The organism is Pelagibacterium sp. H642, from assembly GCF_031202855.1.
In the GTDB taxonomy this organism is placed as follows: Bacteria; Pseudomonadota; Alphaproteobacteria; order Rhizobiales; family Devosiaceae; genus Pelagibacterium.
On sequence record NZ_CP101829.1, the window covers coordinates 716,193 to 743,080 of the forward strand.

The 26,888-nt window shown below is 63.8% G+C and carries 27 protein-coding genes; 19 read left to right on the forward strand and 8 right to left on the reverse strand.

All coding sequences use genetic code 11. The features are described 5' to 3' along the window. Positions 1-40: 40 nt before the first annotated feature. Positions 41-1,693 (reverse strand): electron transfer flavoprotein-ubiquinone oxidoreductase, encoded by a 1,653-nt coding sequence (locus NO934_RS03605; protein ID WP_309162327.1) that lies wholly within the window; start codon positions 1,691-1,693, stop codon positions 41-43. 60 nt (positions 1,694-1,753) lie between these two features. Between NO934_RS03605 and NO934_RS03610 the strand changes: the two genes are divergently transcribed. After that, positions 1,754-2,563, forward strand: a complete 810-nt coding sequence (locus tag NO934_RS03610; protein WP_309162329.1) for a uracil-DNA glycosylase — start codon at positions 1,754-1,756, stop codon at positions 2,561-2,563. A 149-nt stretch (positions 2,564-2,712) separates the two neighbouring features. Then, positions 2,713-3,597 carry an NAD(P)/FAD-dependent oxidoreductase gene (locus tag NO934_RS03615; RefSeq protein ID WP_309162330.1) on the forward strand — a complete coding sequence of 295 codons (885 nt, stop codon included), beginning with the start codon at positions 2,713-2,715 and terminating at the stop codon, positions 3,595-3,597. Positions 3,598-3,603: 6 nt separating this feature from the next. Here NO934_RS03615 and NO934_RS03620 read toward each other — a convergent pair whose 3' ends face one another. Continuing rightward, the gene (locus NO934_RS03620) at positions 3,604-4,515 is read right to left on the reverse strand and encodes a DMT family transporter (RefSeq protein WP_309163644.1); all 912 of its coding nucleotides are present in this window, start codon (positions 4,513-4,515) and stop codon (positions 3,604-3,606) included. A 275-nt stretch (positions 4,516-4,790) separates the two neighbouring features. Here NO934_RS03620 and NO934_RS03625 point away from each other — a divergent pair, with 275 nt between their 5' ends. The 7 genes from NO934_RS03625 to NO934_RS03655 all read left to right on the forward strand — a co-directional run bounded on the left by NO934_RS03625 (position 4,791) and on the right by NO934_RS03655 (position 11,297). Beyond that, positions 4,791-6,068, forward strand: a complete 1,278-nt coding sequence (locus NO934_RS03625; RefSeq protein WP_309162331.1) for an MFS transporter — start codon at positions 4,791-4,793, stop codon at positions 6,066-6,068. 3 nt (positions 6,069-6,071) lie between these two features. Further along, entirely contained in the window at positions 6,072-6,605 is a 534-nt protein-coding gene (gene moaB, locus NO934_RS03630; protein ID WP_309162333.1) for a molybdenum cofactor biosynthesis protein B, read from the forward strand. A gap of 245 nt (positions 6,606-6,850) precedes the next feature. Next, entirely contained in the window at positions 6,851-7,936 is a 1,086-nt protein-coding gene (locus NO934_RS03635; protein ID WP_309163645.1) for a PA0069 family radical SAM protein, read from the forward strand. A gap of 13 nt (positions 7,937-7,949) precedes the next feature. Next, positions 7,950-8,333 (forward strand): nuclear transport factor 2 family protein, encoded by a 384-nt coding sequence (locus tag NO934_RS03640; protein WP_309162335.1) that lies wholly within the window; start codon positions 7,950-7,952, stop codon positions 8,331-8,333. A 38-nt stretch (positions 8,334-8,371) separates the two neighbouring features. After that, positions 8,372-9,013, forward strand: a complete 642-nt coding sequence (locus NO934_RS03645; protein ID WP_309162337.1) for a ribonuclease HII — start codon at positions 8,372-8,374, stop codon at positions 9,011-9,013. 117 nt (positions 9,014-9,130) lie between these two features. Beyond that, complete coding sequence (locus NO934_RS03650; protein ID WP_309162338.1) at positions 9,131-10,033, forward strand: alpha/beta hydrolase; 903 nt, start codon at positions 9,131-9,133, stop codon at positions 10,031-10,033. A gap of 127 nt (positions 10,034-10,160) precedes the next feature. Next, positions 10,161-11,297 (forward strand): site-specific DNA-methyltransferase, encoded by a 1,137-nt coding sequence (locus NO934_RS03655; protein ID WP_309162339.1) that lies wholly within the window; start codon positions 10,161-10,163, stop codon positions 11,295-11,297. Between the two features lie 330 nt (positions 11,298-11,627). Here the strand turns inward: NO934_RS03655 and NO934_RS03660 are convergent, their stop codons facing one another. Continuing rightward, positions 11,628-12,698, reverse strand: a complete 1,071-nt coding sequence (locus NO934_RS03660) for an A/G-specific adenine glycosylase (RefSeq protein ID WP_309162340.1) — start codon at positions 12,696-12,698, stop codon at positions 11,628-11,630. A 38-nt stretch (positions 12,699-12,736) separates the two neighbouring features. On the opposite strand from NO934_RS03660, the gene NO934_RS03665 reads away from it, so the two are divergent. The 10 genes from NO934_RS03665 (at position 12,737) to NO934_RS03710 (ending at position 21,220) form a co-directional block, all read left to right on the forward strand. After that, entirely contained in the window at positions 12,737-13,243 is a 507-nt protein-coding gene (locus NO934_RS03665; protein WP_309162342.1) for a DciA family protein, read from the forward strand. Positions 13,244-13,348: 105 nt separating this feature from the next. Further along, positions 13,349-14,059, forward strand: a complete 711-nt coding sequence (locus NO934_RS03670) for a DsbA family protein (protein ID WP_309162343.1) — start codon at positions 13,349-13,351, stop codon at positions 14,057-14,059. Between the two features lie 24 nt (positions 14,060-14,083). Further along, a complete protein-coding gene (locus tag NO934_RS03675; protein ID WP_309162344.1) occupies positions 14,084-17,545 on the forward strand; it encodes a chromosome segregation SMC family protein in 3,462 nt (1,153 codons plus the stop codon). Further along, complete coding sequence (locus tag NO934_RS03680) at positions 17,545-17,919, forward strand: DoxX family protein (RefSeq protein ID WP_309162345.1); 375 nt, start codon at positions 17,545-17,547, stop codon at positions 17,917-17,919. The genes NO934_RS03675 and NO934_RS03680 overlap by 1 nt, the downstream gene beginning before the upstream one ends. 207 nt (positions 17,920-18,126) lie before the next feature. Continuing rightward, positions 18,127-18,498, forward strand: a complete 372-nt coding sequence (locus NO934_RS03685; RefSeq protein WP_309162346.1) for an AtpZ/AtpI family protein — start codon at positions 18,127-18,129, stop codon at positions 18,496-18,498. A 23-nt stretch (positions 18,499-18,521) separates the two neighbouring features. After that, a complete protein-coding gene (locus NO934_RS03690) occupies positions 18,522-19,295 on the forward strand; it encodes a F0F1 ATP synthase subunit A (RefSeq protein WP_309162347.1) in 774 nt (257 codons plus the stop codon). A 47-nt stretch (positions 19,296-19,342) separates the two neighbouring features. Then, positions 19,343-19,570 (forward strand): F0F1 ATP synthase subunit C, encoded by a 228-nt coding sequence (locus tag NO934_RS03695; protein WP_014129708.1) that lies wholly within the window; start codon positions 19,343-19,345, stop codon positions 19,568-19,570. A 107-nt stretch (positions 19,571-19,677) separates the two neighbouring features. Beyond that, a complete protein-coding gene (locus NO934_RS03700) occupies positions 19,678-20,307 on the forward strand; it encodes a F0F1 ATP synthase subunit B (RefSeq protein ID WP_309162348.1) in 630 nt (209 codons plus the stop codon). Positions 20,308-20,313: 6 nt separating this feature from the next. After that, entirely contained in the window at positions 20,314-20,796 is a 483-nt protein-coding gene (locus tag NO934_RS03705; protein ID WP_309162349.1) for an ATP F0F1 synthase subunit B, read from the forward strand. Between the two features lie 73 nt (positions 20,797-20,869). Then, positions 20,870-21,220, forward strand: coding sequence for a RidA family protein (locus tag NO934_RS03710; protein WP_309162350.1), 351 nt, complete (start codon positions 20,870-20,872; stop codon positions 21,218-21,220). A 54-nt stretch (positions 21,221-21,274) separates the two neighbouring features. On the opposite strand, the gene NO934_RS03715 is transcribed toward NO934_RS03710, so the two are convergent. The 5 genes from NO934_RS03715 to gcvT form a co-directional block, all read right to left on the reverse strand. Continuing rightward, on the reverse strand, positions 21,275-22,324 hold the full coding sequence (locus NO934_RS03715; protein ID WP_309162351.1) for a DUF2332 domain-containing protein: 1,050 nt from the start codon (positions 22,322-22,324) through the stop codon (positions 21,275-21,277). Between the two features lie 97 nt (positions 22,325-22,421). Further along, a complete protein-coding gene (gene gcvPB / locus NO934_RS03720) occupies positions 22,422-23,972 on the reverse strand; it encodes an aminomethyl-transferring glycine dehydrogenase subunit GcvPB (protein WP_309162352.1) in 1,551 nt (516 codons plus the stop codon). Beyond that, positions 23,969-25,309 carry an aminomethyl-transferring glycine dehydrogenase subunit GcvPA gene (gcvPA, locus tag NO934_RS03725; RefSeq protein WP_309162353.1) on the reverse strand — a complete coding sequence of 447 codons (1,341 nt, stop codon included), beginning with the start codon at positions 25,307-25,309 and terminating at the stop codon, positions 23,969-23,971. The genes gcvPB and gcvPA overlap by 4 nt, the downstream gene beginning before the upstream one ends. A gap of 21 nt (positions 25,310-25,330) precedes the next feature. Beyond that, positions 25,331-25,696 carry a glycine cleavage system protein GcvH gene (gcvH, locus tag NO934_RS03730; RefSeq protein WP_309162354.1) on the reverse strand — a complete coding sequence of 122 codons (366 nt, stop codon included), beginning with the start codon at positions 25,694-25,696 and terminating at the stop codon, positions 25,331-25,333. Positions 25,697-25,715: 19 nt separating this feature from the next. Beyond that, positions 25,716-26,861, reverse strand: a complete 1,146-nt coding sequence (gcvT, locus tag NO934_RS03735) for a glycine cleavage system aminomethyltransferase GcvT (protein ID WP_309162355.1) — start codon at positions 26,859-26,861, stop codon at positions 25,716-25,718. Between the last annotated feature and the right edge of the window lie 27 nt (positions 26,862-26,888).

The window sequence follows — 26,888 nt, forward strand, 5'->3', positions numbered from 1 at the left end:
TTTTCCCGCAAGCGCGCCCGCGCTGCAAGCGCGGGAGGCATCACATTCCCGAGTAGTTGGGGCCGCTTCCCCCTTCGGGGGGGACCCAGTTGATGTTTTGCGCCGGGTCCTTGATGTCGCAGGTCTTGCAGTGCACGCAATTCTGGGCGTGGATGCGGAAAACCGGCTCTCCCCCCTCCTCGGTCACCTCGTAGACGCCGGCCGGGCAATAAAGCGGCGCGGGCTCGCCATATTTGGGCAGGTTGTCGCGAATCGGAATGTCGGGGTCGGTGAGGCGCAGGTGAACCGGCTGGTCCTCGTCATGGGCGATGTTGGCGCGGTAAACCGATTCGGAGCGCGAGAAGGTGGTCTTGCCGTCCGGGCGGGGGTAAGCGATCGGGGTCACTTCGCAGATCGGCTTGAGCCTGGCGAAATCGGGCTTGTCAAAAACCAGCCGGCCCAGCGGGGAGCGCCTGGCGAGGCTCGACACCCACATGTCGGCACCCGCCAGCCCCACGCCGACGTAAATCCCGAGCTTGGACCAGAGCGGCTTTACCGCCCGAACAGGGTAGAGATCGTTGCGGATGCCGCTCGTGAGCACCGCCTCGTCCAGCGTCTCGATGGCATCGTTGGCGCGGCCGGCCGCGATGGCGGCGGCGACTTCCCGTGCGGCGGCCATACCCGAGCGGATGGCGTTGTGGATGGCCTTGAGGCGCGGCACGTTCATGAAGCCCGCCGAGCAGCCGATGAGCGCGCCGCCTGGAAAGGCGAGCTTAGGGATCGATTGCCAGCCGCCCGAGGTGAGTGCCCGGGCCCCATAGGAGATGCAGGTCGCGCCCTCAAGGAGCCCGGCGATCCGGGGATGGCGCTTGAAGCGCTGGAACTCGTCATAGGGCGAGAATGTGGGGTTTTCATAGTCGAGATGGGCGACCAGCCCGAGATAGATGCGGTTGTCGCCGGCGTGATAGCAGAACCCGCCGCCGCTGGTGGCGCTGTCGAGGGGATAGCCCATGAAGTGCTCGACCTTGCCAGGCTGGTGCCTTGCCGGATCGATCTCCCAGATTTCCTTGATGCCCAGACCGTATTTCTGCGGCGCGCGGCCCTCGTCGAGCCCGAACTTGCGGATCAGGTGCTTGGCAAGCGAGCCGCGCGCGCCTTCGGCAATCAGGGTGTATTTGGCGCGCAGTTCTATGCCGGGGGTGAAGGTGGGTTTTGGCGTGCCGTCGCGGGCGATGCCCATATCGCCGGTGACGATGCCGAGGATTTCACCATTCTCGCCGGTTATGAAATCGGCGGCGGCGGTGCCGGGGAAAATATCCACGCCCAGCGCCTCGGCACGCTCGGCCAGCCAGCGGCAGAGATCGCCCAGCGAGATGATCACCGCACCCTTGGTCTTCATGATCGGCGGAATCAGCAGGTTGGGAAAGGTGATCGCCGATTTTTCGGTGAGGTAGACGAAACTGTCCTCGGTGACCGCGGGCCCCACCGGCGCGCCCTGCTCGCGCCAATCGGGGATGAGCGCATCGAGCCCGGCGGGATCCATGACGGCGCCCGAAAGGATGTGTCCGCCGATATCGGCGGATTTTTCCACGACGACGATTTCGAGATCGGGCGAATTCTGTTTGAGCGCGATGGCGGCGGAAAGACCGGCGGGGCCGGCGCCGACGATCACCACGCCGGTTTCCATGGTCTCGCGTTCGATCGCGTCGGTCATCGTTTGGCATCCCGAGTGAGGTGGCAGGCTTTGCGCCGGTGTGACATAACAAGGATCGCCATGGCAAATCGACAGCTAAATCGCGAGGAAATTCTGGCCGCGCTCGACTGGTACGTCGCAGCGGGGGTGGATATTGCCGTGGGCGAGGTGCCGGTGGACCGGTTCGCGCAGTCCGCGATCAAGCCCGCTGCGTCGGTACGCCGGGTGCTGCCCACCCCCGCGCCGCAACCCGTCGGCCGCCCTGCCCCGGCGGCGGCAGCAGGGGCAACTGATGCGGACCCCGACCAGGCGCGGGCGCTGGCGGCGAGTGCCGGAACGCTCGACCAGTTGCGCGAGATGCTGGCTGATTTCGACGGCTGCGGGCTCAAGCTTCGGGCGACCAATCTCGTCTTTGCCGACGGCAACCCCGAGGCCGACATCATGCTGGTCGGCGAAGCGCCGGGGCGCGACGAGGATCTGCAGGGCAAGCCGTTCGTCGGGCGCTCGGGGCAATTGCTCGACAGAATGCTGGGCGCGATCGGGCTGGACCGCACCAAGGTCTATATCGCCAACACAGTGCCCTGGCGTCCGCCGGGGAACCGCACGCCCTCCCCCTCCGAGGTCGCCGTCTGCCTGCCGTTTCTCTACCGGCAGATTGAGCTGGTGGCGCCCAAGGTGCTGGTCGCACTGGGCGGCGCTTCGGCTTCGACGCTGTTTGAAACCGATACCGGGATCACCCGCCTGCGCGGGCAATGGCGGGATTTGACCATCGGCGCGCACACCATGCGCGCCGTCGCCACGCTCCACCCGGCCTATCTGCTGCGCCAACCGGCCGCCAAGCGGCTGGCCTGGCAGGACCTGCTCTCGATCAAGACCGCGCTGGGCCAATAGCCCGCAGCGGAGCCAATCGGCTTCGAGTGCCGTTAGGGTCTTATGCGCTTTTCAAATATATTGTAACTTACGAAATTACATAATATACCGTTACGATATAACGGTTCAGCATGGACCGGCTCATCGTTCAGCTTACGGAGTTTCTTCCCATGGATCATGACGTCATCATCGTCGGCGGCAGCTATTCGGGCATGGCCGCCGGCCTTCAGCTCCTGCGGGCACGACGGCGCGTGCTGGTGATCGACGCCGGCGAGCGGCGCAATCGCTTCGCCAGCCATTCGCATGGATTCCTGACCCAGGATGGCACGCCTCCTGATGTGATCGCGGCCAAGGCGCGCGAGCAGCTCGAGGCCTATCCCACGCTTGAGTGGCGGGAAACCAAAGCCACCGCCGCGCGCCAGATCGATGGCGGCTTTGCGATCGAAACCGAAGGCGGCGAAACCGTCACCGCGCGCCGGCTCGTCCTTGCGCTGGGTGTTTCCGATGCGCTTCCCGAGATCGAAGGGCTTAAGGAGCGCTGGGGCAAGCACGTTTTCCATTGCCCCTATTGCCATGGCTACGAACTCAACCAAGGGCGGATCGGAGTGATCGGTGTGGGCGAATTGTCCATGCACCAAGGCACCATGCTTCCCGATTGGGGCGACACCACCTTTTTGATCAACGGATCGTTCGAGCCCAATCACGAGCAGACGCAGATGCTCGATCAGCGCTGCGCCAAGACCGAGACGGGCAAGATCGTCCGCATCAGCGGTGAGGCCGATGTCGAGCTGGAGGATGGACGCGTCTTGAATTTCGATGGCCTGTTCGTAGCCTCGCGGATCGAGCCCGCCAGCCCGCTCGCCGAGCAGCTCGGCTGCGATTTCGAGGATTCGCCCATCGGCCGCCACATCGCGACCAATCAAATGAAGGAAACCAGCGTGCCCTTCGTCTTCGCCTGCGGCGATGCCGCCCGCATGGCCGGCTCGATCGCGCTGGCCGTGGGCGACGGCGCCCAAGCCGGCGCCGGCGTGCATCACTCGCTGATGTTCAGATAGCCAGCGCTATGCCGGGCTCGACACCTTGCGCACCTTGGCCCTGTCGAGCCCGAGCCTGTGCTCGCGATAGATGATGAAGATGCCGGCGGCCGTGACGATCGTACCGCCGATCAGCATTTCGACCGTGGGGATTTCGCCGAACACCAGAAAGCCGACGGCGATCGAGAGGATCATCGAGGAATATTCGAAAGGGGCGACTGTGGTGATGTCGGCGTGGCGATAGCTTTCGGTCAGAAGGATCTGGGCCACCCCGCCAGCGATGCCCGCCGCGATGAGGATCAGCGCCTCCTCGATGCTGAGCGGCACCCAGCCCAACGGGATCGACGCCAGCCCGATCACCGCCGAGACGATCGAGAAATAGATCACGATGGTCGAGCTGCGCTCGGTCTTGACCAGATTGCGGACCGTGAGCATGGCGGTGGCCGAAATCATGCACGCGACGAAGGCGGCCACCGCGCCCTCGGCCTGCGGGCCCCAGCCGGTCATGCCGCCCGAAAAGAAGGTGAGGCGCGGCCACATTATGATGACGACGCCCACCAGCCCCACCACCACCGCGGTCCAGCGGAACAGCCTGATCTTTTCGTGCAGGAAAACCGCCGAGAAGATGACGATGAACAGCGGCGTCGCATAGTTGATGGTCGTCGCCTCGGGCAAGGGAAGCCGGGTCAGGGCGAAAAAGATCAGCAGCATCGCCGCCGTGCCGATGACGCCGCGGAAGATGTGAGCGCCCAGCCTGCTGGTCTTGAAGCCCGAGACGAGCTCCCCGCGCAGGCCAAGGAGCACGAAGACCGGGATCAACGCGAAGGCCGACCGGAAAAAGATGAGCTGCCCCACCGGCACCCCTTCGGCGCCCTTGATGATGGCGCTCATGGCGACAAAGATGAAAACCGAAGCGATCTTGAGCCCGATGCCGATCATCACCCCCGACCGGCGCGGCTGGGGAACCGAAGCCGGTTGGGATGCGGAGGGCGATTGAAGAGGTTTGGACACCGGCAATGCTTTCGAGGCAGAATGGGCCCGAAAAGGGCGGAATACCAGGGTATCGCTAGACCCGTTTACAAGAGGTGACAAGCGGCGCCAGGCAAATTTGAGGAGCGGGCGAACGAATTGGCGCCCCGTCACGTTTGGCCGGTAGGCAGTGCTGAAAAGACGCGCTAGTCTCGCCCTTAATCAAGAGAGCCAATCAAGGTCCCATGTCGCAAATCATCAAGATCTTCGCCCTTCTGCTGTCCTCGGCCCTGCTGATGATCGCGGGCGGCATGCATGGACTGATCCTGCCGGTACGCGGTTCGGAAGAAGGGTTCTCGCTATTGGCGCTGGGCCTGATCGGCACGGGCTGGTCGATCGGGTTCATTTCCGGTTCCATCGCGGTGCCCCATCTCGTGCGGCAGGTGGGCCACATCCGCTCCTATGCGGTGATGGCGGCGGTCGCGTGCATGACGATCCTGCTCAATCTCATTTTCATCCACGACTGGGCGTGGATCTTCCTGCGCATTTTCTCCGGCTTCTGCTTTGCCGGCGCGGCAATGGTCGTTGAAAGCTGGCTCAACGAGGTCTCCGACAATGAGAGCCGGGGGACGACCTTTTCCATCTATGTGAGCGTCACGCTCTTTGCTTCGACGGCCGGGCAGATGATCATCGCGGCGACAGGCGTTGCCGGTTACATCCCATTCGTTCTCGCGGCGCTTGCCTATATCGGGGCGGTGCTGCCCACGGCGGTGACCCGCACGCCCCAGCCCGCGCCGCTGCAGGCGGTGAGCCTCGATGTCGGGCTGCTCTACAAGACCTCGCCCATCGCCGTCGTCGCCGCCTTTTCCATCGGCATGGCCAATGGCGCCTTCGGCACGCTGGCGCCGGTCTATGGCATCGAGCGCGGATTTTCGACGGCGGCCATTGCCTATCTCATGAGTCTCGCCATCGTCGCGGGCGCTATCGCCCAAGTGCCGCTCGGCCGGCTTTCGGACCGGATCGACCGGCGCAAGGTGATGATGGGCGTGGCGCTGATCGGCGTTACGGCGGGGATTTTGACCATCGTCGTCAATCCGGGCGAGAACGCCCTGCTCTACGCATTCTTCGCGCTTTATGGCCTGGCCGCCTATTCACTTTACGCCATCGCCGTCGCCCATGCCAACGACTTCGCCGATGAGGGGAGCTTTGCCAAGGTGGCCTCGGGCATGCTCGTTGTTCTGGGTTCGGGCCAGATGCTGGGGCCGATCGTCGCCTCGCAGATGATGCAGATGTTCGGCCCCGCCGCCATGTTCGCCGTTCCGGTGCTGTTCCATGGCCTTCTCGCGGTCACCGCCTATCTGCGCATGCAGGCGCGCGAAGCGGCGCCGGCCGAAGACCGGGCGCCGTTCCAGCCCATGCCGTCCGAGCGGATCGTCACCGGCGAAACGGTGGCGCTCGATCCGCGTTCGGATGAAAATGGCGTGCAAATCGATGATTCCACTCCCGCGCCACAGGCAGGTTGAGCCATGTTTCCTTTCAAGATCGATGAGAGCCACCCCTTCGTTCCGGTCACCTTCGCGGTGCTGGCGGTGTCGGACACAAGGACGCTGGAAACCGATACGTCGGGGGCGCTGCTTACCGAACTGATCGAAGGCTGTGGACATCGCGTTTTCGAACGCGCCGTGGTCAAGGACGACCGCGAGGCCATCGCTGCGCAGGTCAAGGCGTGGGTCGCCGAAGAGGGGATCGATGTGGTTCTGACCACCGGCGGGACTGGCTTTTCCGGCCGGGACGTGACGCCCGAGGCGATCGAACCGCTGTTTACCAAGCGCATGGACGGATTTTCGGTGCTGTTCCACCAATATTCGGCGACCACCATCGGCACCTCCACCATCCAGTCGCGCGCGACGGCGGGGCTGATCGGCACCACCTTCGTCTTCTGCCTGCCCGGCTCGCGCGGCGCCTGCCGCGATGCCTGGGAAGCGATTCTCAAATACCAGTTCGACAGCCGGCACGTGCCCTGCAACTTCATCGAAGTGATGCCAAGGCTGAACGAATAGGGTACTTTTTGGCGGTCGCGCTCGCGAACCGCAAAAGTGAAAATCACTTTTGCTGCTCACGCTCGGTAAGACGCTGCCACCCGATTGTTCTTGTTTTGTTCCTTAAGAGTCGTTAAAGATTCATGGAACGGACAAGTCGCGATTCGGCTTGTCCTGATGAGGCAAGCGGAGCTGCGACGATGGCTGATCTTGGTGCGAATTCGGGACATGGCGAAGCGCGGCGTCGGTTGTTCGGCACGCGGGACATGGACCTTTTGAGCCGGCCCATGCTGGATTCGCCCAAGCTGCGCGGCCGCGGCGCCACCTCCAACGAGGGCGGCCGGTTCGAGGTCCATAAGCGCGAGATGTTCGCTGATGGCTGGGAGCCCGAGCCGGAGGAAGATTTCGAAACGCGCGAGCATATCGAGCGCGCCAAATCGATCATCACCCGCAACGTCTCGCCCGATATCGGGTTCGACCGCTCGATCAATCCCTATCGCGGCTGCGAGCATGGGTGTTCCTATTGTTTCGCGCGGCCGACCCACGCCTATCTCGGCCATTCGGCAGGCATCGATTTCGAGCGCGACATCTATATCAAGGTGAACGCGGCCGAATTGCTGCGGGCCGAATTGGCCAATCCGCGCTACAAGCCCAAGCCGATCGCCATCGGCACCAATACCGACCCCTACCAGCCGCTCGAGCGCAAATACAAGGTGATGCGCTCGGTGCTCAAGGTGCTGCTCGAAGCAAGGCACCCGGTGACGATCGTCACTAAATCGGCGCTGATCGTGCGCGACCTCGATATTCTCACCAAGCTCAACAAGCTCGGGCTGGTGTCGGTGGGGATTTCGGTCACGTCCATGGATCACAAGCTTTCCCGCTTCATGGAGCCGCGCGCCTCAACGCCTTCGCGCCGGCTGGAGGCGATCAGGCTGCTCTCTGAATCCGGCATTCCGACGCGGATCATGGCCGCGCCGATGATCCCGGCCGTCAACGATCATGAGCTGGAGCGTATTCTCGATGCCGGCAAGGCGCAGGGGGCCTCCACCGCATCGATGATCCTGTTGCGCCTGCCAGGCGAGGTGCGCGACATCTTCCGCGAATGGCTGCTCAAGAACTACCCCGACAAGGTCAAGCACGTGATGAATCTGGTGCGCGACTATCGGGGCGGACGCGACAACGATCCGCGCTTCGGAACGCGCTTTACAGGCGAAGGGCCCTATGCCGTGCTCATGCAGCAACGCTTCGAAAAGGCGCGGGCGCGGCTGGGTCTCGATGAGGCGATGACGCCGCTGCGGACCGATCTGTTCGTTCACCCGCAAAAGGAAACGGCGCAGTTGAGCCTGTTCTGACGGGAGATGTGAAATGACGGACGCGGCGACGCTGGCACAGGAATTCTGGTGGCGCATGGGCACCAATGAATGGTCGCTCGCCGCGGCGCTTTTTGCCGACACGATCGAGATCGTCTGGCCGCAATCGGGCGAGGTGATCGGTTCGGCCGAGGATTTCATCGCCATCAACGCCAATTATCCCGCGCATGGGAAATGGACGTTCAAGGTTCATCGGGTGATCGGCAATGGCGGCCATGCGATCACGGAAACCGAAATATCGGACGGCAAGATCACCGCGCTGGCGGTTTCGATCTTCGAATGTGCCGATGACAGGATCGTGAGGATCACCGAATACTGGCCGGAACCCTTCGAGGCGCCGGCATGGCGGAAGCAATGGGTGACCATCCGGCGCGATTGAGGGCTTTATCGCCAGACGAAAATCGGCACCCTAGCGGCATGCCGAAGACTGATTCGCAGACCACCATCATTGACGTGCCCAGCTATGAGCTGGAAGCTGCCGCGCTTGCGGGCGGGCGCACGATGGTGGCTGGAATCGACGAGGCGGGACGCGGGCCTCTCGCCGGACCGGTGGTCGCGGCAGCGGTCGTATTGGATCGGAACGCGATCCCCGAGGGGCTGAACGACTCCAAGAAGCTGACGGAAGAAAAGCGCGAAGAGCTTTTCGAGCAGATCATGGCCAGCGCGCAGGTCGGGTTCTGTTCTGCTTCGGTCGAAGTGATCGACAGGCTCAACATTCGCGGCGCGACCCTTTGGGCCATGTGCCGCGCGCTCGATGCCCTGCCGGTCAAGCCGGACCTGGCGCTGATCGATGGGCGCGACGTTCCCGAGGGGCTTTCCTGTGCCGGGCAATTCGTCATCGGCGGCGATGGCAAGAGTCTTTCGATCGCCGCCGCCTCTATCGTCGCCAAGGTGGTGCGCGACCGCATGTGCCACGTGATGGATTGCGGCGTGCCGCACTACAATTTCGCCCAGCACAAGGGCTACTCCACCCCCATGCACCTTGAAGCCTTGGCCGCCCATGGCCCCTGCGACCTCCACCGCATGAGCTTTGCGCCGGTGCTGGCGGCACGCCGGTAGCGGCAACCCTCTCTGAAATAATCGGCGCTCTTGTCGGTACGGAGGCCTCCTGTGCGTCCTGGTATCGATGAGGCCGCATGGACACCTCATCGGCACGCAAGTTCCAAGGAGGATACCATGTTCAAGCCCCTGCTCGGCGTTATCGCCGCCGCCGGTCTCGCCTTTGGCGGGCCTGGCTTTGCTCAATCACCATCATCAGCTACGGAGGGCCAGACGATGCCTACGCCTACGGAAAGCGGCTACGCCCCGGTCAATGGCGTCGAGGTCTATTATGCCGTCTACGGAACGGGAGAACCTCTCGTCCTGCTCCAGGGCGGGCTCATGACGATAGAAAGTTTCGGCCCGGTGCTCACCGCACTGGCCGAGGGCCGGCAAGTGATCGGTGTCGAACTGCAGGCGCATGGCCATACGCTGCCCTTCGACCGGCCGATGACCTGGGAAGCGATGGCGACCGACATCGCCGAACTCATCGGATATCTCGGGCACGAAAAGGCCGATATCATGGGTTATTCGCTCGGCGCCGGCGTCGCCTTGCGCACGGCGATCGATCATCCCGAAGTCGTCGACAGGCTGGTGGCCGTTTCGACCCCCTACGCTTTTTCCGGCTGGCACGACTACAACCGCGAAGGCATGCAGGCGATGGGCCCCGAACTCGCCGAAGGCATGATGGCCTCCCCCATCTATCAGGCCTATGCGGAGGTCGCGCCCGATCCGGACAACTTCCCGCGCCTGCTCGAGCAGATGGGCGGGTTCATCGGCAATGACTACGATTGGTCCGGCGAGGTCGGCGACATCAGCGCACCCACGCTTTTGGTCTATGCCGACTATGACGCCGTCAAGATCGCCCACGCAGCGGCGTTCTTCGAACTGTTGGGCGGCGGCCAGGCAGATGCCGGCTGGGACGGATCGGGCATGACGCCAAACCGCTTTGCAGTGATCCACAGCGCCACCCATTATAATATCGGCGCCGATCCGCGCCTTGCGGAGACGGTCATCCCGTTCCTCGATGCAGAAAACTGAGCCCGTCCCTCCCCGGTCGGTCACGCCGGCCGGGGTCCGCTAACGCCTCGTTAACCGTACCGTTTAGCCGCCACTTAACCCTAACGCCGTACAACTGCTCCATTAGTTTTGCGTTAGGGTTATCAGTATGTTGCGTACCGGTTCAGCGGCGCGGAAGCGCGTCGGAGAGGCTTTCGAGAGCCACCTGCCCATCGACACGATCTTGGTTGGTGACTGCATCGCGCATATGAATGCGCTGCCCGAGGCCTCGGTGGACCTGATCTTTGCCGATCCCCCCTATAACCTCCAGCTCGAAGAGGGGCTTACCCGCCCCGACCAAACCAAGGTCGACGCAGTCGATGATGATTGGGACAAGTTCGAAAGCTTCGCGCACTACGACAAATTCACCCGCGAATGGCTTTCCGCCGCGAGACGGATTTTGAAGCCGGACGGCGCGATCTGGGTGATCGGGTCCTACCACAACATCTTCCGCGTGGGCAGCGCGCTGCAGGATCTTGGCTTCTGGATGCTCAACGACATCGTCTGGCGCAAGGCCAATCCGATGCCGAACTTCCGCGGCACCCGGTTCACCAACGCCCATGAGACGCTGATCTGGGCCTCGCGCAGCCAGAAGAGCCGGCCGACCTTCAACTATGAAGCGCTCAAGCTCTCCAATGACGACACGCAGATGCGGTCGGACTGGCTGTTCCCGATCTGCACCGGCGGCGAGCGTTTGAAGGACGCGAACGACGAAAAGGTGCATCCCACGCAAAAGCCCGAGGCGCTGCTTTATCGCGTGTTGATGGCAACGACCAAACCCGGCGACGTGGTGCTCGATCCCTTTTTCGGCACCGGCACGACGGGCGCCGTGGCCAAGAAACTGGGGCGGCGGTTCATCGGCATCGAACGCGAAAACGCCTATATAAACGCAGCTTTGAAACGCATTGCGGCCATTAAACCGCACGATTCCCATGCGATCGAAACCACAGTGCCCAAGCGCGCCGCTCCCAGGATTCCGTTCGGTTCGTTGATCGAACAGGGGCTGATTGCACCGGGCACGAAACTTTTCGACGCCGGCAGGCGTTATTCTGCCGTGGTTCGTGTCGATGGTTCGCTGGTCAGCGACGACAAGAGTGGCTCCATCCACCGGGTCGGCGCTCTGGTGCAGGGTTTTGAAGCCTGCAACGGCTGGACCTTCTGGCACTTCGAGGATCGGGGCCGCCTGGCTCCCCTCGACGATCTGCGCGAACGCGTTCGCGCCTCGATGCTCAAGCTTTCTGCCTGATTTCGACCTCCAATCAGTCAGGCATTCTCGCCCCCGGTGTTTACGCCGGGGGCGCTTTTTTTTTGGCCTCACGGGCCGCACCGCGAAAGTCATGACGGGCTAAAACCGCCCTATGACTTTCGCTGGCCCTCCGGCGGGGCGCGCGAAACGTCGCGCGGGGTCCTCGGCTTCGCCTCGTCCTCTTTGGCCTCACGGGCCGCACCGCGAAAGTCATGACGGGCTAAAACCGCCCTATGACTTTCGCTGGCCCTCCGGCGGGGCGGCGAAAACGTTCGCCGGGGTTCTCGGCTTCGCCTCGTCCAATCTGCCCACAGGCGGCGAGGCTTACCGCTACACCTCTCCAACGCCCCCAACCTTGAGCACCTTGCGGAACAGGCTCGGCAGCGCTTCTTCTTCCAGCCGGGTTTCATCGGCCCACCAGCCCTCATCGAGCGGCTGATCGGCGGTGATCTTCCAGACCGTCAAGGTAAGATGGAAATGGGTGAAGGTGTGCTCCACCGTCCCCGCCTCCCGCCAATCTCCGGCGAAAGGAAATTCAACCGCCGCTGCGGTGTCGGTCCAGGCGCTGCCGGGCACTTCGGTCATCTTGGCCAGCATGCCCTTGGGGCCGCGCTGGCGCACGAACACCTTGCCGTCATCGCGAATGACGAAAGCGTGGCCATGCCGATGCGGTTTTTCCGCCTTGGCGGGAGGCACCGGAAAGGCGAGCGGATTGGCCGTGCGCGTTCCGGCACAGCCCGGCTCGAGCGGACAGATGAGGCAATTGACGCGGCGCGGGGCGCAGATGGTCGCGCCGAGGTCCATCATCGCCTGGGCGAAATCCCCTGCCCGTTCGGGCACCGCGGCCTGAACCGTGGCGCGCACCAGCGGCTTTTCGTCACGCACCGGTCTTTCCAGCGCCAGATACCGGGCGATCACCCGATCCACATTGCCGTCGACCACAGCGACGCGCTCGTCATGGCAGATCGCGGCGATGGCCGCGCTGGTGTAGTCCCCTATGCCCGGCAAATCGCGTAACGCGGCAGCGCTTGTGGGGAAAACCCCGCCCTGGCGTTCCACCACCGCAACGGCGCAGGCATGGAGGTTCCGGGCGCGGGCATAGTAGCCAAGCCCGGCCCACTGGACGAGAACATCGTCGAGCGGCGCGGCGGCGAGATCCTGAACGGTCGGCCACAGGCCGGTGAAGGCCGCGAAATATTTGCGCACCGCCGCGATGGTCGTCTGTTGCAGCATGATTTCGCTCAACCAGACGAAATAGGGATTGGGCTTGATGCCCCTTGCCCGGTCCGCGGGAGAAACGCGCCATGGAAGCAGGCGCGCGTGCCTGTCATACCAGGCGAGCACGGCCTGGGCATCGATGGCGGAAGAGGGAGAGTGTTGCGCGGGGGCGGTCTGGGCCATAATGAGGTGGTATAAGCTTAGCAAACCTTGGCGCAAGCATGGCCGGCAAATCTTCACCACCAAAGCGCAAGAACCGCACGGTCCAATTGAGCGACGTCATCGACGGCATGCTCGATCCCGCCCTGCGCCGGCGCGGATTTGCCAATCGCGATCTTATCGTCAATTGGGCCAGCATCGTCGCAGCGCCCTGGGATCGGGCCACCCTGCCCGACAAGCTGGTGTGGCCGCGCAAGGATCGCCCCGACCCCGAGGGGGCGGTGCTGTATCTGCGCTGCCTTGAAAGCCACAGGGTGATGCTGCCCCATGAGGCGCCGGCGATCGCCATGGCGATCAACCGCTATTTCGGCTATCTTCTGATCCGCAGCGTGAGGCTGTCGCTGAACCCGCTGTCATTGCCGCAAGCCCCGGCCGGTCCGGCCAGGCGAGAACTCAGCGCGCAGGCCAAGGGACGGATCACCGAACAGACCCGTGATATCGAAGATCCGGAGCTTCGGGCGGCGCTGGAAAAGCTCGGGCGCGGTGTTCTGGGCAAGGGGAAACATTGATCGCGGGCGATTTTTCACCCCCATGTGAACGGTTTGCCCCCTTGCCGCCGGAGTCTTGCCGTGTAGTGTGCGCGCATGATCGTTGAGCCATTAAGGAGTAAGCCGTTGTCGCTCAATCGCAGAAGCCTGTTGGTCGCCGGATCCAGCGTCGGCCTTGCAACGCTGGTCTACGGATGCAGCGACTCGAGCGCGGAAGCCGAGGTTACCGCCAACGTCGTCACCGAGACCGAACCGGCGGCCGAAGGTGAGGTCGAGCTCTATGACGGTTCGCAGGTCGAGCCGATCAATGGCGACCCGATCAACAATCCGCCGCTTCCCGACCGCCCCATGGGCGGCGTCGACGCCACGGTGACGATCGTCGAATATGTGTCGCCGACCTGCCCCCACTGCGCCAACTTCCACATGACGGCGCTGCCGCAGCTCAAGGAAGAATATATCGACACCGGCCGCATCCGGTTCATCGCCCGTCCCTTCCGCCGCAACGTGCTCGACCTTGCCGTGTTCATGGTGGCCGAGGCTGCCGGCAACCAGTACAACGAAGTGCTTTCCGCTTACATGGAAACCCAGAACGTTTGGGCCGCGAGCGAAAATCCGCGCCAGGCGATCTTCGAAGTGGCCGAACAGTTCGGGTTTACACAGGAAAGGTTCGAGGAAATCTTGACCGACGAAGAATTGTTGGCTGCATTGGAAGCAACCCGCGAGCAGGCGCTGGAGCTGGGGCTGCAAGGCACGCCGACCTTCTTTATCAACGGCGAGAAATTCGAAGGCAATGCCACGTACGAGACGCTTTCCGCCGAAATCGAGGAACGCCTCTAGTCACCGCCTTTTCGGGGCGCGTGAATGAAATTCTCGCGCCTCAAGCTCTTAGGCTTCAAATCCTTTACCGATCCCGTCGAACTCGTGCTCGAACCCGGTATCACTGGGGTCGTCGGGCCCAATGGGTGCGGGAAATCCAATCTCGTGGAAGCCCTGCGCTGGGTGATGGGCGAAAGCTCGTACAAGGCCATGCGCGCCTCGGGCATGGACGACGTGATCTTTTCGGGCTCGGGCAACCGCCCGGCCCGCAATTCGGCCGAAGTCACCGTCGTTCTCGACAACACCGACCGCACCGCGCCTCAGCAGTTCAACACCGCCGATCTCATCGAAATCACCCGCCGCATCGAGCGCGAGCAGGGATCGGTCTATCGCGTCAACGGCCGCGAAGTGCGCGCCCGCGACGTGCAGTTGATGTTCGCTGATGCGTCCACCGGCTCGCGTTCACCGGCCATGGTGCGGCAGGGGCAGATCGGGGAACTGATCGCCGCCAAGCCGACCCAGCGCCGGGCGCTGCTTGAGGAAGCCGCGGGCATTTCGGGGCTGCATTCGCGCCGGCATGAGGCCGAATTGCGCCTCAAGGCGGCCGAACAAAATCTCGAGCGCGTCGACGACATCATTGCCCAGGTCGAGGTGCAGCTTGAAACCCTCAAGCGCCAGGCGCGGCAGGCGACGCGGTATCGCGCGCTTTCGGGCGATATCCGACGGGCCGAGGCCACGCTCTACCACATCCGCTGGGTCAAGGCCCGCTATGCCGAAAAGGAAACCGAGGCGCAGCAGGGCCGGCTGATCAGCCAATTGGCCGAAGCGAGCCATCTCGAACACCAGGCCAAGAAGGTCGTCGAGGCCATGGACGCCGAACTGCAACCGCTGCGCGATGCCGACGCCGCAGCAGGGGCGGTGCTGCAGCGGCTGACCATCCTGCGCGGGCAGCTCGAGGAGGAATTGCGGCGGGCCAATTCGCGACGCGCCGAACTCGACGATCGCCTCAAGCAGATCGATACCGACGTGGCGCGCGAAGCGGCGCTGATTTCCGACAGCGACGGGTTGATCGAAACGCTCGAAGGCGAGCGGATCGAATTGGTCGAAGCGGCCGAAGCGGAAAGCGAGGCCAGCGAAATGGCCCGCGCCCAGGCCGAGGAGGCCCGCGCCGCGCTGGACGAGGCGGAAGCCGCTGCACGGGCAGCCGCCGACGCCGTGGCCTCGATCCGGGCGCAGCGGGCGCAGGCGACCCGCGCCGCAGAGGAAGCGAGCCAGCGGGTGGCGCGATTGCAGACCCAGCAGGCCGATATCGCCCGGGACGTGGCGGCACTCGAAGCCAGCCTGGCAGCCGATCACACTGTCGCCGAGCGGCAGGCGGCGCTCGACGAAGTGCTCGAAGCCTTCGCCATTGCCGAAGCGGAAGTGGAGCAGGCCGAAATCGAAGCCGCCGAGGCGGTGGCGACGCTTGAAGCCGCCCAGCCCGAGCTCGCCGATATCGAAGGCAAGCTCAACCGGCTCGAAAGCGAGGCCGAGACGCTGGCGCGGGTGCTCAATGTCGATGGCGGTTCGCTCTGGCCGGCGATCGTCGACGCGCTCAAGGTTGCTGCCGGCATGGAAACGGCGCTGGGCGCGGCGCTGGGAGACGATCTCGAAGCGTCCGATGACACGGCTGCGCCGCTCTATTGGACCCAGACCGGGGCCGCCGGCGACGATCCGGCTTTGCCCGAAGGCATCACCCCGCTTTCGGCCCATGTTTCGGGAACTCCGCTGCTCAAGCGCCGGCTGGACCAGATCGGGCTTGTGGAAAACGCCGCCGAAGGCGCGCGGCTGATGGGTGCGCTCAAGCCCGGTCAGCGGCTGGTGAGCCGGGATGGCGGGCTGTGGCGCTGGGACGGTTTCGTCGCCAAGCCCGATGCGCCCACTCCCGCCGCGCAAAGACTGGCTCAGCGCAACCGGCTGGCCGACCTCGATAGCGAAATCGCCGGACTTCGTGCGGCGCGCGGTGACGCGCAAAGCCGGGTCGCTACGCTGCGGGCGCGGGTGGAAACCGCGCGGGAAAGTGAAGTGGCACGCCGGAACGCCTGGCGCGAAGCCCAGCGCGGCATTGCCGCCGCCCAGGCCGGGCTCGACGCTGCCGAAAAGAACCTCGCGCAACTCTCCACACGCCGGGCAACGCTGACCGAATCCCAGGCCCGGATCGAGGAGAACCTTGCCGAGGCCACGGCCATCGCCGAGGAGGCACAGGCAGCGCTTGCCGAGTTGGGCGCCGAGGGCGACGCCATCCGCGAGGCGGAAAGCCGGCAGCGGACGCTGGCCAATCTGCGCGAGGCTGCCGAGCAGGCGCGCGTGCGGCTGGCAGGGTTCGAGAGCGCATCGCAGATGCGGACCTCACGGCTTTCCCGCATCGGACAGGAGCTGGAAAGCTGGCAGCGCCGCCGGGCCGGCGCGCAGAGCCAAATCGAAACGCTCAAGCGCCGGCGCGGAGAAATCGAAGCGCAGATCACCGAACTCAACGCTACGCCCGACGCGTTTGACCTGAAGCGCGCCGAACTCGACGACCAGATCGAGGACGCCGAGCACGCCCGCAAGCGGGCCTCGGACAAGCTGGCCGAAGCGCAAACCGCCTTCCGCGAGGCGGACAAGGCGGCGCGGCTGGCTGCCGAAGGCCTTGCCGACACCCGCGCGGAAATGGCCCGTGTCGAGGAGCGCCTCAAGGGCAATATCGCCGCCCGGCAGCAGATCGAGCGGCAGATCGGGGAAATCCTGGGGATCTCTGCGGACAGGACGGCGGAAGCCGCCGGGATCAAGCCCGAATCGGCGCTGCCCGAGGAAGCGGCGACCGAGGCGAGGGTTGACCGGCTCAAGGCCGAGCGCGAGCGCCTGGGCGGGGTCAACCTCATGGCCGAGCAGGAGGCCACCGAGGTTCAGGACAAGCTCGACAAGATGGTGGCCGATCGCGAGGACCTGATCGCGGCGATCGCCAAGCTTCGGACCGGCATTTCCAATCTCAACCGCGAGGGCCGCGCACGGCTCAACGAAGCGTTCGAGAAGGTGAACGCCCATTTCCGCGAGCTGTTCACCACGCTCTTCGGCGGCGGCACGGCCGAACTCACTTTCGTTGAAAGCGACGATCCGCTCGAAGCGGGGCTCGAAATCATCGCCCGCCCGCCGGGCAAGAAGCCCCAGACCATGACGCTGCTCTCGGGCGGCGAGCAGGCGCTGACGGCGATGAGCCTGATCTTTGCCGTGTTCCTGACCAACCCCGCGCCGATCTGCGTGCTCGACGAGGTGGACGCCCCGCTCGACGACGCCAATGTGGAGCGGTTCTGCAACCTGCTCGATTCCATGCGCCAGCGCACCGAGACGCGCTTTGTCGTGGTTACCCACAACCCCATCACCATGAGCCGCATGGACCGGCTGTTCGGCGTCACCATGCCCGAACGCGGCGTGAGCCAATTGGTGTCGGTCGATCTGCGCACCGCCGAAACTTTCCTGGAGGCAAGTTGATGACACCCGAATTGGCAGATACGGCAATCATCGTCGCCCGCATCCTCGTGGGCGCACTGTTCATCATTGGCGGCCTGCGCCACTTTCCGGTGCTCGACGCCATGACCGCGGCCATGAAGGAGCGCGGCGTGCCCCAGGCGCGGCTGGTGCTGATCGTGGGATCGATCTATCAGATCGTGCTGGGAATCACGTTGGCGCTCGGCCTGTTCGCGGCGGCATCGGCCCTGGGGCTGATCCTCTTCACCGTGCTCGCGACGGTCATGATGCTCAATTTCTGGGATAAGGAAGGGCCGCAGCGGGCGGCGCTGTTTAACGGCTTCATGTCGAACGTCGCCATCATCGGCGGGCTCCTGGCCCTGGCGGCAACCGGCTAAGAGAATCCCTTCGGCGTCATCGTGCGACCACAATCGGGGTGTTGACGCAATGCCGCACCTGCACTGTGGCGCATCAAGTTATTGATATGTCTCGACAATTTGCCGATCACACCAGCTTGACACCATAGGGAGCCCCCACTATGGTGCGCGCGACTTTGAAGGCACCCTCTTGCCGGGTGTCCTGCCTGGCTGGAGCGGTGGTTTGAAGTGACCAATCCGAACGAAAATCCGGCTGGAAAATCGCCTTCCCCGCCCCCGTCGGAGACATCCGATCTGGCGGCGCGGATCAGGAAGGCGCAGGAGGCGCGGGCTGCAGCCAACGGCACCCAGCAAGCGTCCCGGCAGGGAGACATGTCGACGCTGGCGCGCGGTTTGCGCATCGGCGCCGAGTTCGTGGCAGCCATTCTGGTTGGCTCGGGTATCGGCTACCTGATCGATATGTTTGCCGGCACGGCACCATGGGCTCTGCTCATCATGTTCATGGTGGGTTTTGCCGCTGGAATTGTTAACGTCACTCGTGTAGTGGCGGAGCTGAATGCGAACAAGACCGCGTCACAAGACGCGGATGATATGGACTGAAGGGCGAGATAGGGGCTTAGACCTTGGCGAACGATCCGATTCACCAATTTGTCATCTACGACATCTTCACCCTCGGGACCATTGGCGGCGACGGCACCGAAGGCAGCGGCATCACCCTCTCGTTCACCAATTCGTCGCTGTTCATGGTGCTGACGACGCTGACGATCTGCACCTATCTGATCCTGTCGACCCGCCGCCGGGGCCTGGTGCCCAATCGCTGGCAGCTCACCAGCGAGATGGCGTATGAATTCGTGGCCAATATGGTCCGAAGTGGCGCGGGCACCGAAGGGATGAAGTTCTTCCCCTTCGTCTTCTCGCTGTTCACCTTCATCTTCATCGGCAACATGTTCGGCATGGTGCCCTATTTCTACACCTTCACCAGCCAGATCATCGTGACCTTCGCGCTCGCCATGCTGGTGATGACGGTGGTCGTGGCCTATGGCTTCATCAAGAACGGCCCGAAATTCCTCAAGCTCTTCGTGCCCTCGGGCGTGCCGGGCTACATCATTCCCATCGTGACGCCGATCGAGGTCATTTCGTTCCTCTCGCGTCCGATTTCGCTGTCGGTTCGTCTCTTCGGCAACATGCTGGCTGGGCACATCACGCTCAAGGTGTTCACCGGCTTTGTCGTCTCGCTCGCGTCCCTTGGGGCGTTGGGCATTGCGGGCGCCGTGCTGCCGCTCATCATGGGCGTCGCGCTTACAGCTCTCGAATTCATGGTGTCTGCGGTTCAGGCTTACGTCTTTGCCGTGCTGACCTCCATGTACCTCAACGATGCGATCCATCCGTCGCATTGATCTCCAATAGACCTCGTTAAGTTCTAAGGCTTTGAAAGGATCACAAAATGGAAGCTGAAGCCGCAAAGTACATTGGTGCCGGTATCGCCTGTTTCGGCATGGCTGGCGCCGCCATCGGCGTGGCCAACATCTTCGGCAACTTCCTCTCGGGTGCCCTGCGCAACCCTTCGGCTGCTCCCAGCCAGTCCGGTAACCTGATCTTCGGCTTCGCCGTGACCGAAGCTCTGGGCATCTTCTCGTTCCTGGTTGCCCTTCTGCTCCTGTTCGCGGTCTAATTCACCACGAACAGTCCGATGAAAGGCGGCCGGAGCACGCTTCGGCTGCCTCGTCATGTGCCGGCTCGTCAGCCGGCCCACCAAATTTTGCAATTGGCGGATAGCGCATGATTAGCCAGGTCCAGGCTCAGGAAACGGAAGTCGAAGAGGCCGTAGAGCCGCTCGAATCCAACATCATCTCGCTCGAAGAGTCTCCGGACGGCGAGACGCACGAAGTGGTCGGCGCCGGTGGCGAAGAGCACGTCACGGGCGTGTTCCCGCCTTTCGATGCGACCACTTTTCCCTCCCAGCTTCTGTGGCTGGCGATTACCTTCGCTGCGCTCTACTTCATTATGAAGAAGGTCGCCCTGCCCCGGATCGGTGAAATCCTCGAGGAACGCCGCGACCGGATCGAAGGCGATCTGGCAGAGGCGGAACGTCTGCGCCAGAAGACGGACCAGGCCATCGCCTCCTATGAGGCAGCGCTTGCCGAGGCGCGGTCGAACGCTCACGGGATCGCCGAGGCGGCCCGTGCCGAGAACAAGGAAAAGCTCGACGCGGCCCGCGCCAAGGTCGAAGCCAATCTCACCAAGAAGGTGGCCGAAGCCGAAGCCCGGATCGCCGCAACCAAGGCCGAAGCCCTGGGCAGTGTGGATGAGATCGCCACCGAGACAGCCCAGGCCGTCGTTGCCCAGCTCGTGGGCAATGTCTCGGCCGCGGATGCCCGTGAAGCGGTCACCAAGGTCAGCAAGGAGTAATCGGAAATGGAACTCGATGCCACTTTCTGGGCCTTCATCGCACTGCTGATCTTTTTTGCGATCGTCATCTACTTCAAGGTTCCGGGCCTTATCACCCGCGCCCTGGACGCCCGCATCGCCAGGATCGAAGCCGATCTCGAAGAAGCCAAGCGGCTGCGCGAGGAAGCTCAGGCCCTGCTGGCCGAATACGAGCGCAAGCGCAAGGCTGCCGAAAGCGAAGCCGAAGAGATCGTCGCTGCGGCCAAGGATGAGGCCGAGCGCATGACGGCAGAGGCGGAAGAAGCACTCCAGGACATGGTGGCACGCCGCACCAGGGCCGTCGAAGACAAGATCGCCCAGGCCGAGGCTCAGGCGCTTTCCGAAGTGCGGGCCCGTTCGGCGGACGTCGCCATCGAAGCGGCGCGGCTGTTGCTTGCCAACCAGGCCAAGGAAAACGGCGCCAATCTGATCGACCAGTCGATCAAGGAAGTCGGCAGCCGGCTCAATTGAGCTGCACGCAATCGCAAATCGAGAGCGGGCCCGGCGCGGCCCGCTTTTTTATGCACTCACAAAGGAGAGAACCATGAGCATCGAACGTCTTCATTCCGGCCCGCGCATGAGCCAGGCGGTCAAGCACGGCAACACCCTCTATCTGGCCGGTCAGGTGGCCAAGGACGAATTTGCGACCATCGAGGAGCAGACGGCCCAGGTTCTCGAAAAGATCGACGCTCTTCTCTCCGAAGCGGGCAGCACGAAATCCAAGGTGCTCTCGGTGCAGGTGCTGCTGTCCAATATCGCAGACTTCGCAGCGATGAACTCGGTCTATGACAAGTGGATCGATCCGGCCAATCCGCCGGCCCGGGCGTGCTATGAGGCCCGCCTCGCTTCGCCCAATCTGCGCGTGGAAATCATTGCGGTCGCCGCGCTGGATTGATCCCGGCCCACCCAGCTCATCCAAGGAAAAAGGCGGCTAGGTGCCGCCTTTTTTTCATGCCCAATCGACCCAGCGGCCGTGATAGTCTGATAGCCCCACCGTCTCCTGCTCGCCCCCCGGCCAGACGGTCTGCTTGAGCACGGCGCCGGCGGGGTGATCTTCGGCCTCCATATACATCCAGACCAGCGGACTGTCGGCCGTCGCATTGGCGCCTGCCGCTTCGACCGCAGCCGTTATCCGCGCCTTGGTTTCCTCGGGCAGATATTGCCACACGATGGTGTGGAAAAAGACCCGTGCCACGCCGGGCTCGGGCGCTTCGCCCAGCCGCGCCTCTACCCAATCGGCCGCATCGGCCTTCTCCACCGCGTAGGGCATCGAAGCGGCCGCTGAGAGCGCGGCCGAAACACGGCCGATGCGGTTATGCTGATCGGCCCAGATATAGGCCAGTTGCCGCTCCACGCTATCGGGATTGTGCGGATCGAGCGGATTGCGGTCGCAACCGGCGCGGCTGACGATTTTCAGGTCGGCATCCAGCGATGGAACATGGCCGCGCCATTCGCTCTCTATATGAACGAGCGCGTTGCTGTCGCCCCACTCGCGATCATCGCCCAACAGGTAGTGGTAGGTATCGAAGAAGAGGTTGAGCCCCGCGCTCGCCCCGATCTCATAGAGCGCCAGCGGCAGTTTCAGGCGCTCGGTGAGCCGCAGCGACATGCCCAGAAGCGGCGAGGAGCGCATCACCTCGTTGGTCTGGGGCGGGCTGTCGAGAAAATCGTGCAGGAAATCGTCGTGCTTTTCGATGGCCTTCTCGATGGCGTCCCAAAGCTGATCGGGCTTGGCCTCGAGGGGCGGATAAAGCTGGGCGAGATCGCGGGCCCGCCCCGAACGCACCAGCGCGTGAAGCGCACCGGTCGCCCGCAGGGCAATAGCATCGGCGCGCGCCGATTCGGGCCAGTTGAGGATGCGCGCGCCGAATCGCGACGAATCGGTCAGCCTTTCGGCGAGCAGATCACAGAGTGTGGCGGTGAAGGGTGAGCCCAGGATTCGGCAGGCCTCGGCCTGAAACCTGAAGGTTTCAAGCACGTGGGGGTTCATATTCGACATCGACGCCCTCCGACTTGTACCCTCGAAGTTTAAGGGCTTTGCCGGAGCCGTAAAAGGTGTTTTTGCCTCCCCGCATCATCGCGGGGAGGCTGTATACCTATTCGGCGGCCTGACGGTCGTCGGTTGGCGCCGACCACTTCAGACGCGGCTGGCGCGCCGCGCGCGTCTCGTCGAGCCGACGCAGCGGGGCGCGGGTGGGGGCGGAGGTGAAGCGGGCCGCATTGCCGTTCCTGGCGTCTTCGGCCAGCTCCCGCATGGTCGCAGCGAAGGTATCGAGCGTCTGAAGCGATTCGCTTTCGGTGGGCTCGATCAACATGGCCCCATGCACGACGAGCGGGAAATACATGGTCATGGGATGGAAGCCCTCATCGATCATCGCCTTGGCGAAATCGAGGGTGGACACCCCGGTGCCCTTCAGGAACTCGTCGTCGAACAGCACTTCGTGCATCACCGGCTGGCCGTTGAAGGGCGCCGAGAACAGATCCTGCAGGCGTGCTTTGAGGTAGTTGGCGTTGAGCACAGCATCGCGCGCCGCCTGGGCCAGACCGTCGGCGCCGTGGCTGAGCATATAGGTCAGCGCCCGCACATACATGCCCATCTGGCCGTGGAAGGCCGTCAGGCGCCCGAAGGCATCGCCCTGAACATGTTCTACCAGCTCGATGGTCTCGCCGTCCTTGCGCAGGAACGGAACCGGCGCGAAGGGTGACAACGCTTCGGAAAGCACCACTGGGCCGGCGCCCGGCCCCCCGCCGCCGTGAGGCGTCGAGAAGGTCTTGTGGAGGTTGATGTGCATGGCATCGATGCCGAGATCCCCCGGCCGCACCACGCCCATGATGGCGTTGAAATTGGCGCCGTCGCAGTAGAAATAGGCGCCGGCCTCATGAACCGCCTGGGCGATCTCGATGATCTGGGATTCGAACAGCCCGCAGGTGTTGGGGTTTGTGAGCATGATCGCCGCGACATCATCCGAGAGCGCGGCCTTGACCGCCTCGACATCGACGGTACCGTTCTCATTGGCGTCGATCGACTTGACCGAATAGCCCAGGAACGCGGCCGTCGCAGGGTTGGTGCCGTGGGCGCTTTCGGGGACGAGGACGATCTTGCGATGCCCCTGCCCCTTGGCCTCGTGGGCGGCCTTGATGGCCATCATGCCACAGAGTTCGCCATGGGCGCCGGCCTTGGGCGAGAGCGATACGGCGGCGGTGTTGGTCAGCTCCATCAGCCAGTGGCTGAGCTGCCCCATAACCGCCAAGGCGCCCTGCACCGTCGATGTGGGCTGGAGCGGATGGACGTCGGCAAAGCCGGGCAACCGGGCCATTTTCTCGTTCAATCGCGGGTTGTGCTTCATGGTGCACGAACCGAGCGGATACATGCCGGAATCGATGGAATAGTTGCGGCGCGACAGGCGCACATAGTGGCGCATGGCTTCCGGTTCGGTCAGCCCCGGCAGGTCCAGCTCGCTCTTGCGGCGCAGCCCGCCAAGGCGATCGTCTGAGACCTCGACATCGGGCAGATCGACGCCCGAATGGTCGCGATCGCCGATCTCGAACAGCAGCGGCTCGGCGGGAAGCAGCGCCGAAGCGCCGCCGGAAACGGCGAGATTATCGGCAGCCGGGGCGGTCGGACGCCCCTGGGTGTTCATGCTCATGCCAGTTCTCCCTTGAGGGCGTCGACCAGGGCGGCGATATCGGCATCAGTCGTGAGTTCGGTCGCCGCCAGGATGAGGAGATTTTCGACCTCGGGCTTGCCCGGCTCGAGCCGGGAGACCGGCAGGCCGGCGAGGATGCCCTTGGCCGCCAGCGCCTCGACGACGGGAGCGGCGGGCACCGGCAGGCGAACCGTCATCTCGTTGAAGAAGCTCTCGTTGAGTACTTCGAGTCCTGCCCCGGCCAGGGCGTCGGCGAGCGCGATGGCGCGCGAATGATTGAGCTTGGCGAGGCGCGTGAGCCCCTTTTCCCCAAGCAGGGAAAGGTGGATCGAGAACGCCAGGGCGCAGAGGCCGGAATTGGTGCAGATGTTGGACGTCGCCTTTTCGCGGCGGATATGCTGCTCGCGGGTCGAGAGCGTCAAAACGAAGCCCCGTTCGCCATCGGCATCGACGGTTTCGCCACAGAGCCGGCCGGGCATCTGGCGTACGAATTTCTCGCGGCAGGCGAGCAGCCCCACATAAGGCCCACCGAAGGTCAGCGGGTTGCCCAGCGACTGGCCTTCGGCCACCACGATATCGGCACCGAGCGCTCCGGGTGCCTCAAGGAGCCCGAGCGAGACGATCTCGGTGACCACCACGATCAGCAGCGCGCCCTTGGCATGCGCGGCTTCGGCGAGCTTGGAGACGTTGCGGATGTGGCCGTAGAAATCGGGCGTCTGGATGACGATGGCGGCAGTGTCGTCATCGATATGGTCGATGATGTCGCCCTGCCCTTCCGGCGAGGGCGAAAGGCATTCCAGCCCTTCCTCGCCCGAGAGGTAGGTCACCACCGTGTCGCGATATTGCGGATGCAGGCCGCCCGAGAGAAACACCTTGTTCTTGCGCGTGATGCGCCGGGCCATCAGCACCGCTTCGGCGGTCGCGGTCGAGCCGTCATACATCGACGCGTTGGCCACATCCATGCCGGTCAGATGCGCCACCTGGGTCTGGAACTCGAAGAGCATCTGCAACGTGCCCTGGGAGATTTCCGGCTGGTAAGGCGTATAGGCGGTGAGCCATTCCGAGCGCTGGATCAGGTGATCGACGGTGGCCGGAACGTGGTGGCGATAGGCGCCCGCGCCCACGAAGAACGGGCCGTCGCCCGCCGCGTGGTTGCGGCTGGCCAGGGCGCGCATATGCGCCTCGACGGCGAATTCGGGCTGATGGTCCGGCAAATCGGGGCTGAAGGTGCCCAGCACCGATTTGGGCACGGCGGCAAACAGATCGTCGATCGATGATGCACCGATCGTTGCCAGCATGTGCTGGCGATCGGCGGCGGAATGGGGGAGATAGCGCATCGCGGCTCCGGAAAAGTAACGTTATGCCGTGTGATCGGCGTAGGCGGCCTCGTCCATGAGGCCTTCGAGTTCGGCCTCGTCGGTGAGTTCGAGCTTGAATATCCAACCGGCAGCGGTAGGGTCGGAATTGATGAGGCCGGGCTCGTCGGAAAGCGCCTCGTTAATCTCGGTCACGGTGCCGGACACGGGCGCGTAGATCTCGGAAGCGGCCTTGACCGATTCGACGACGGCAACCTCGTCTCCCTTCTTGAAGCTCGCGCCGACCGCGGGGAGTTCGACGAAGACGATGTCGCCGAGCTGTTCCTGGGCGTAGTTGGAAATGCCCACGGTGCCGATCTTGCCTTCGGTGCGGACATATTCGTGGTCGGTGGTGTAGCGGGTAGTCATGGTGAGGTCCCCTTGTGGGTTAGGCCGGTTTGCGGAAATAGCGCTGCGGAACGAATGGCATTTTGACGATAGTGCCGGCGATAGGCTTGCCGCGCACCAACGCCGTCACGGCTTCACCCTCGCGGGCGATCTCGGCGGGCACATAGCCCATGGCAATCGAGGCCTGCGCGGTGGGCGCGAACGTGCCCGAGGTGATCTTTCCGATCACATTGCCATCGGCATCGACCAGTTCGGCGCCCTCGCGCACGGGCTGGCGGCCCTCGAAACGGATGCCCACGCGCCTGGTCTTTGCGCCCTCGGCAATCGTCGCCAGAACCGCGTCGGCGCCGGTAAAGCCGCCCTCGGTGCGGCGGCGCTTGCCAATGGCAAAGAGCAGACCGGCGGAGACCGGATCGATGGTGTCAGTCATATCGTGCCCGTAAAGGCAAAGGCCGGCCTCAAGCCGCAGGCTGTCGCGGGCCCCCAGGCCGGCTGGCTCGACCAGCGGATCGGCGACCAGCAGATCGAAAAGCGCCGGAGCATCTTGATTGGCGATGGAGAGCTCGAACCCGTCCTCGCCGGTATAACCCGAGCGCGAGACGTTCACCGCAAAGCCGCCGATGGTTGCAGGCCCCGCCTGCATGAAGCCGAGCGTTTCGGTTATATCGGTATGCTTTGCCAGCACCTCGGCGGCGCGCGGCCCCTGGAGGGCTATGAGCGAAAGATCGTCGCGCAGGTCGAAGGCGATATCGGCGGGCGCCTTGGCGCGCATGAAGTCGAGGTCGTGATGCTTGCGGGCGGCGTTGACCACCATGAACATCACGCCATCGGGCGCCTGTCCCTCGGCGGGTCGGGTGATGATCAGATCGTCCTCGATGCCGCCTTGATCGTTGAGCAGCACCGTATAGCGCATGTCGCCGGGCGCGAGCGAAGCCAGATCGGCCGGTGTCAGCGCTTCGAGGGCGGCGATGGTGGTCGCGTGATCGGGGCCGGTGACTACGACCTGTCCCATATGGGAGACATCGAACAGGCTCGCGGCCTCGCGCGAGTGATTGTGCTCGGCGACGATGCCGGCATATTGCACGGGCAATGCATAGCCGCCGAATTCGACGATCCGCCCGCCCGCAGCGACGTGACGGTCATAGAGCGCTGTTTTGAGAAGGTCGGTTGAAGGCCCATCGGCCATGTCGGTCTCTCCGGTTCAACATATAGG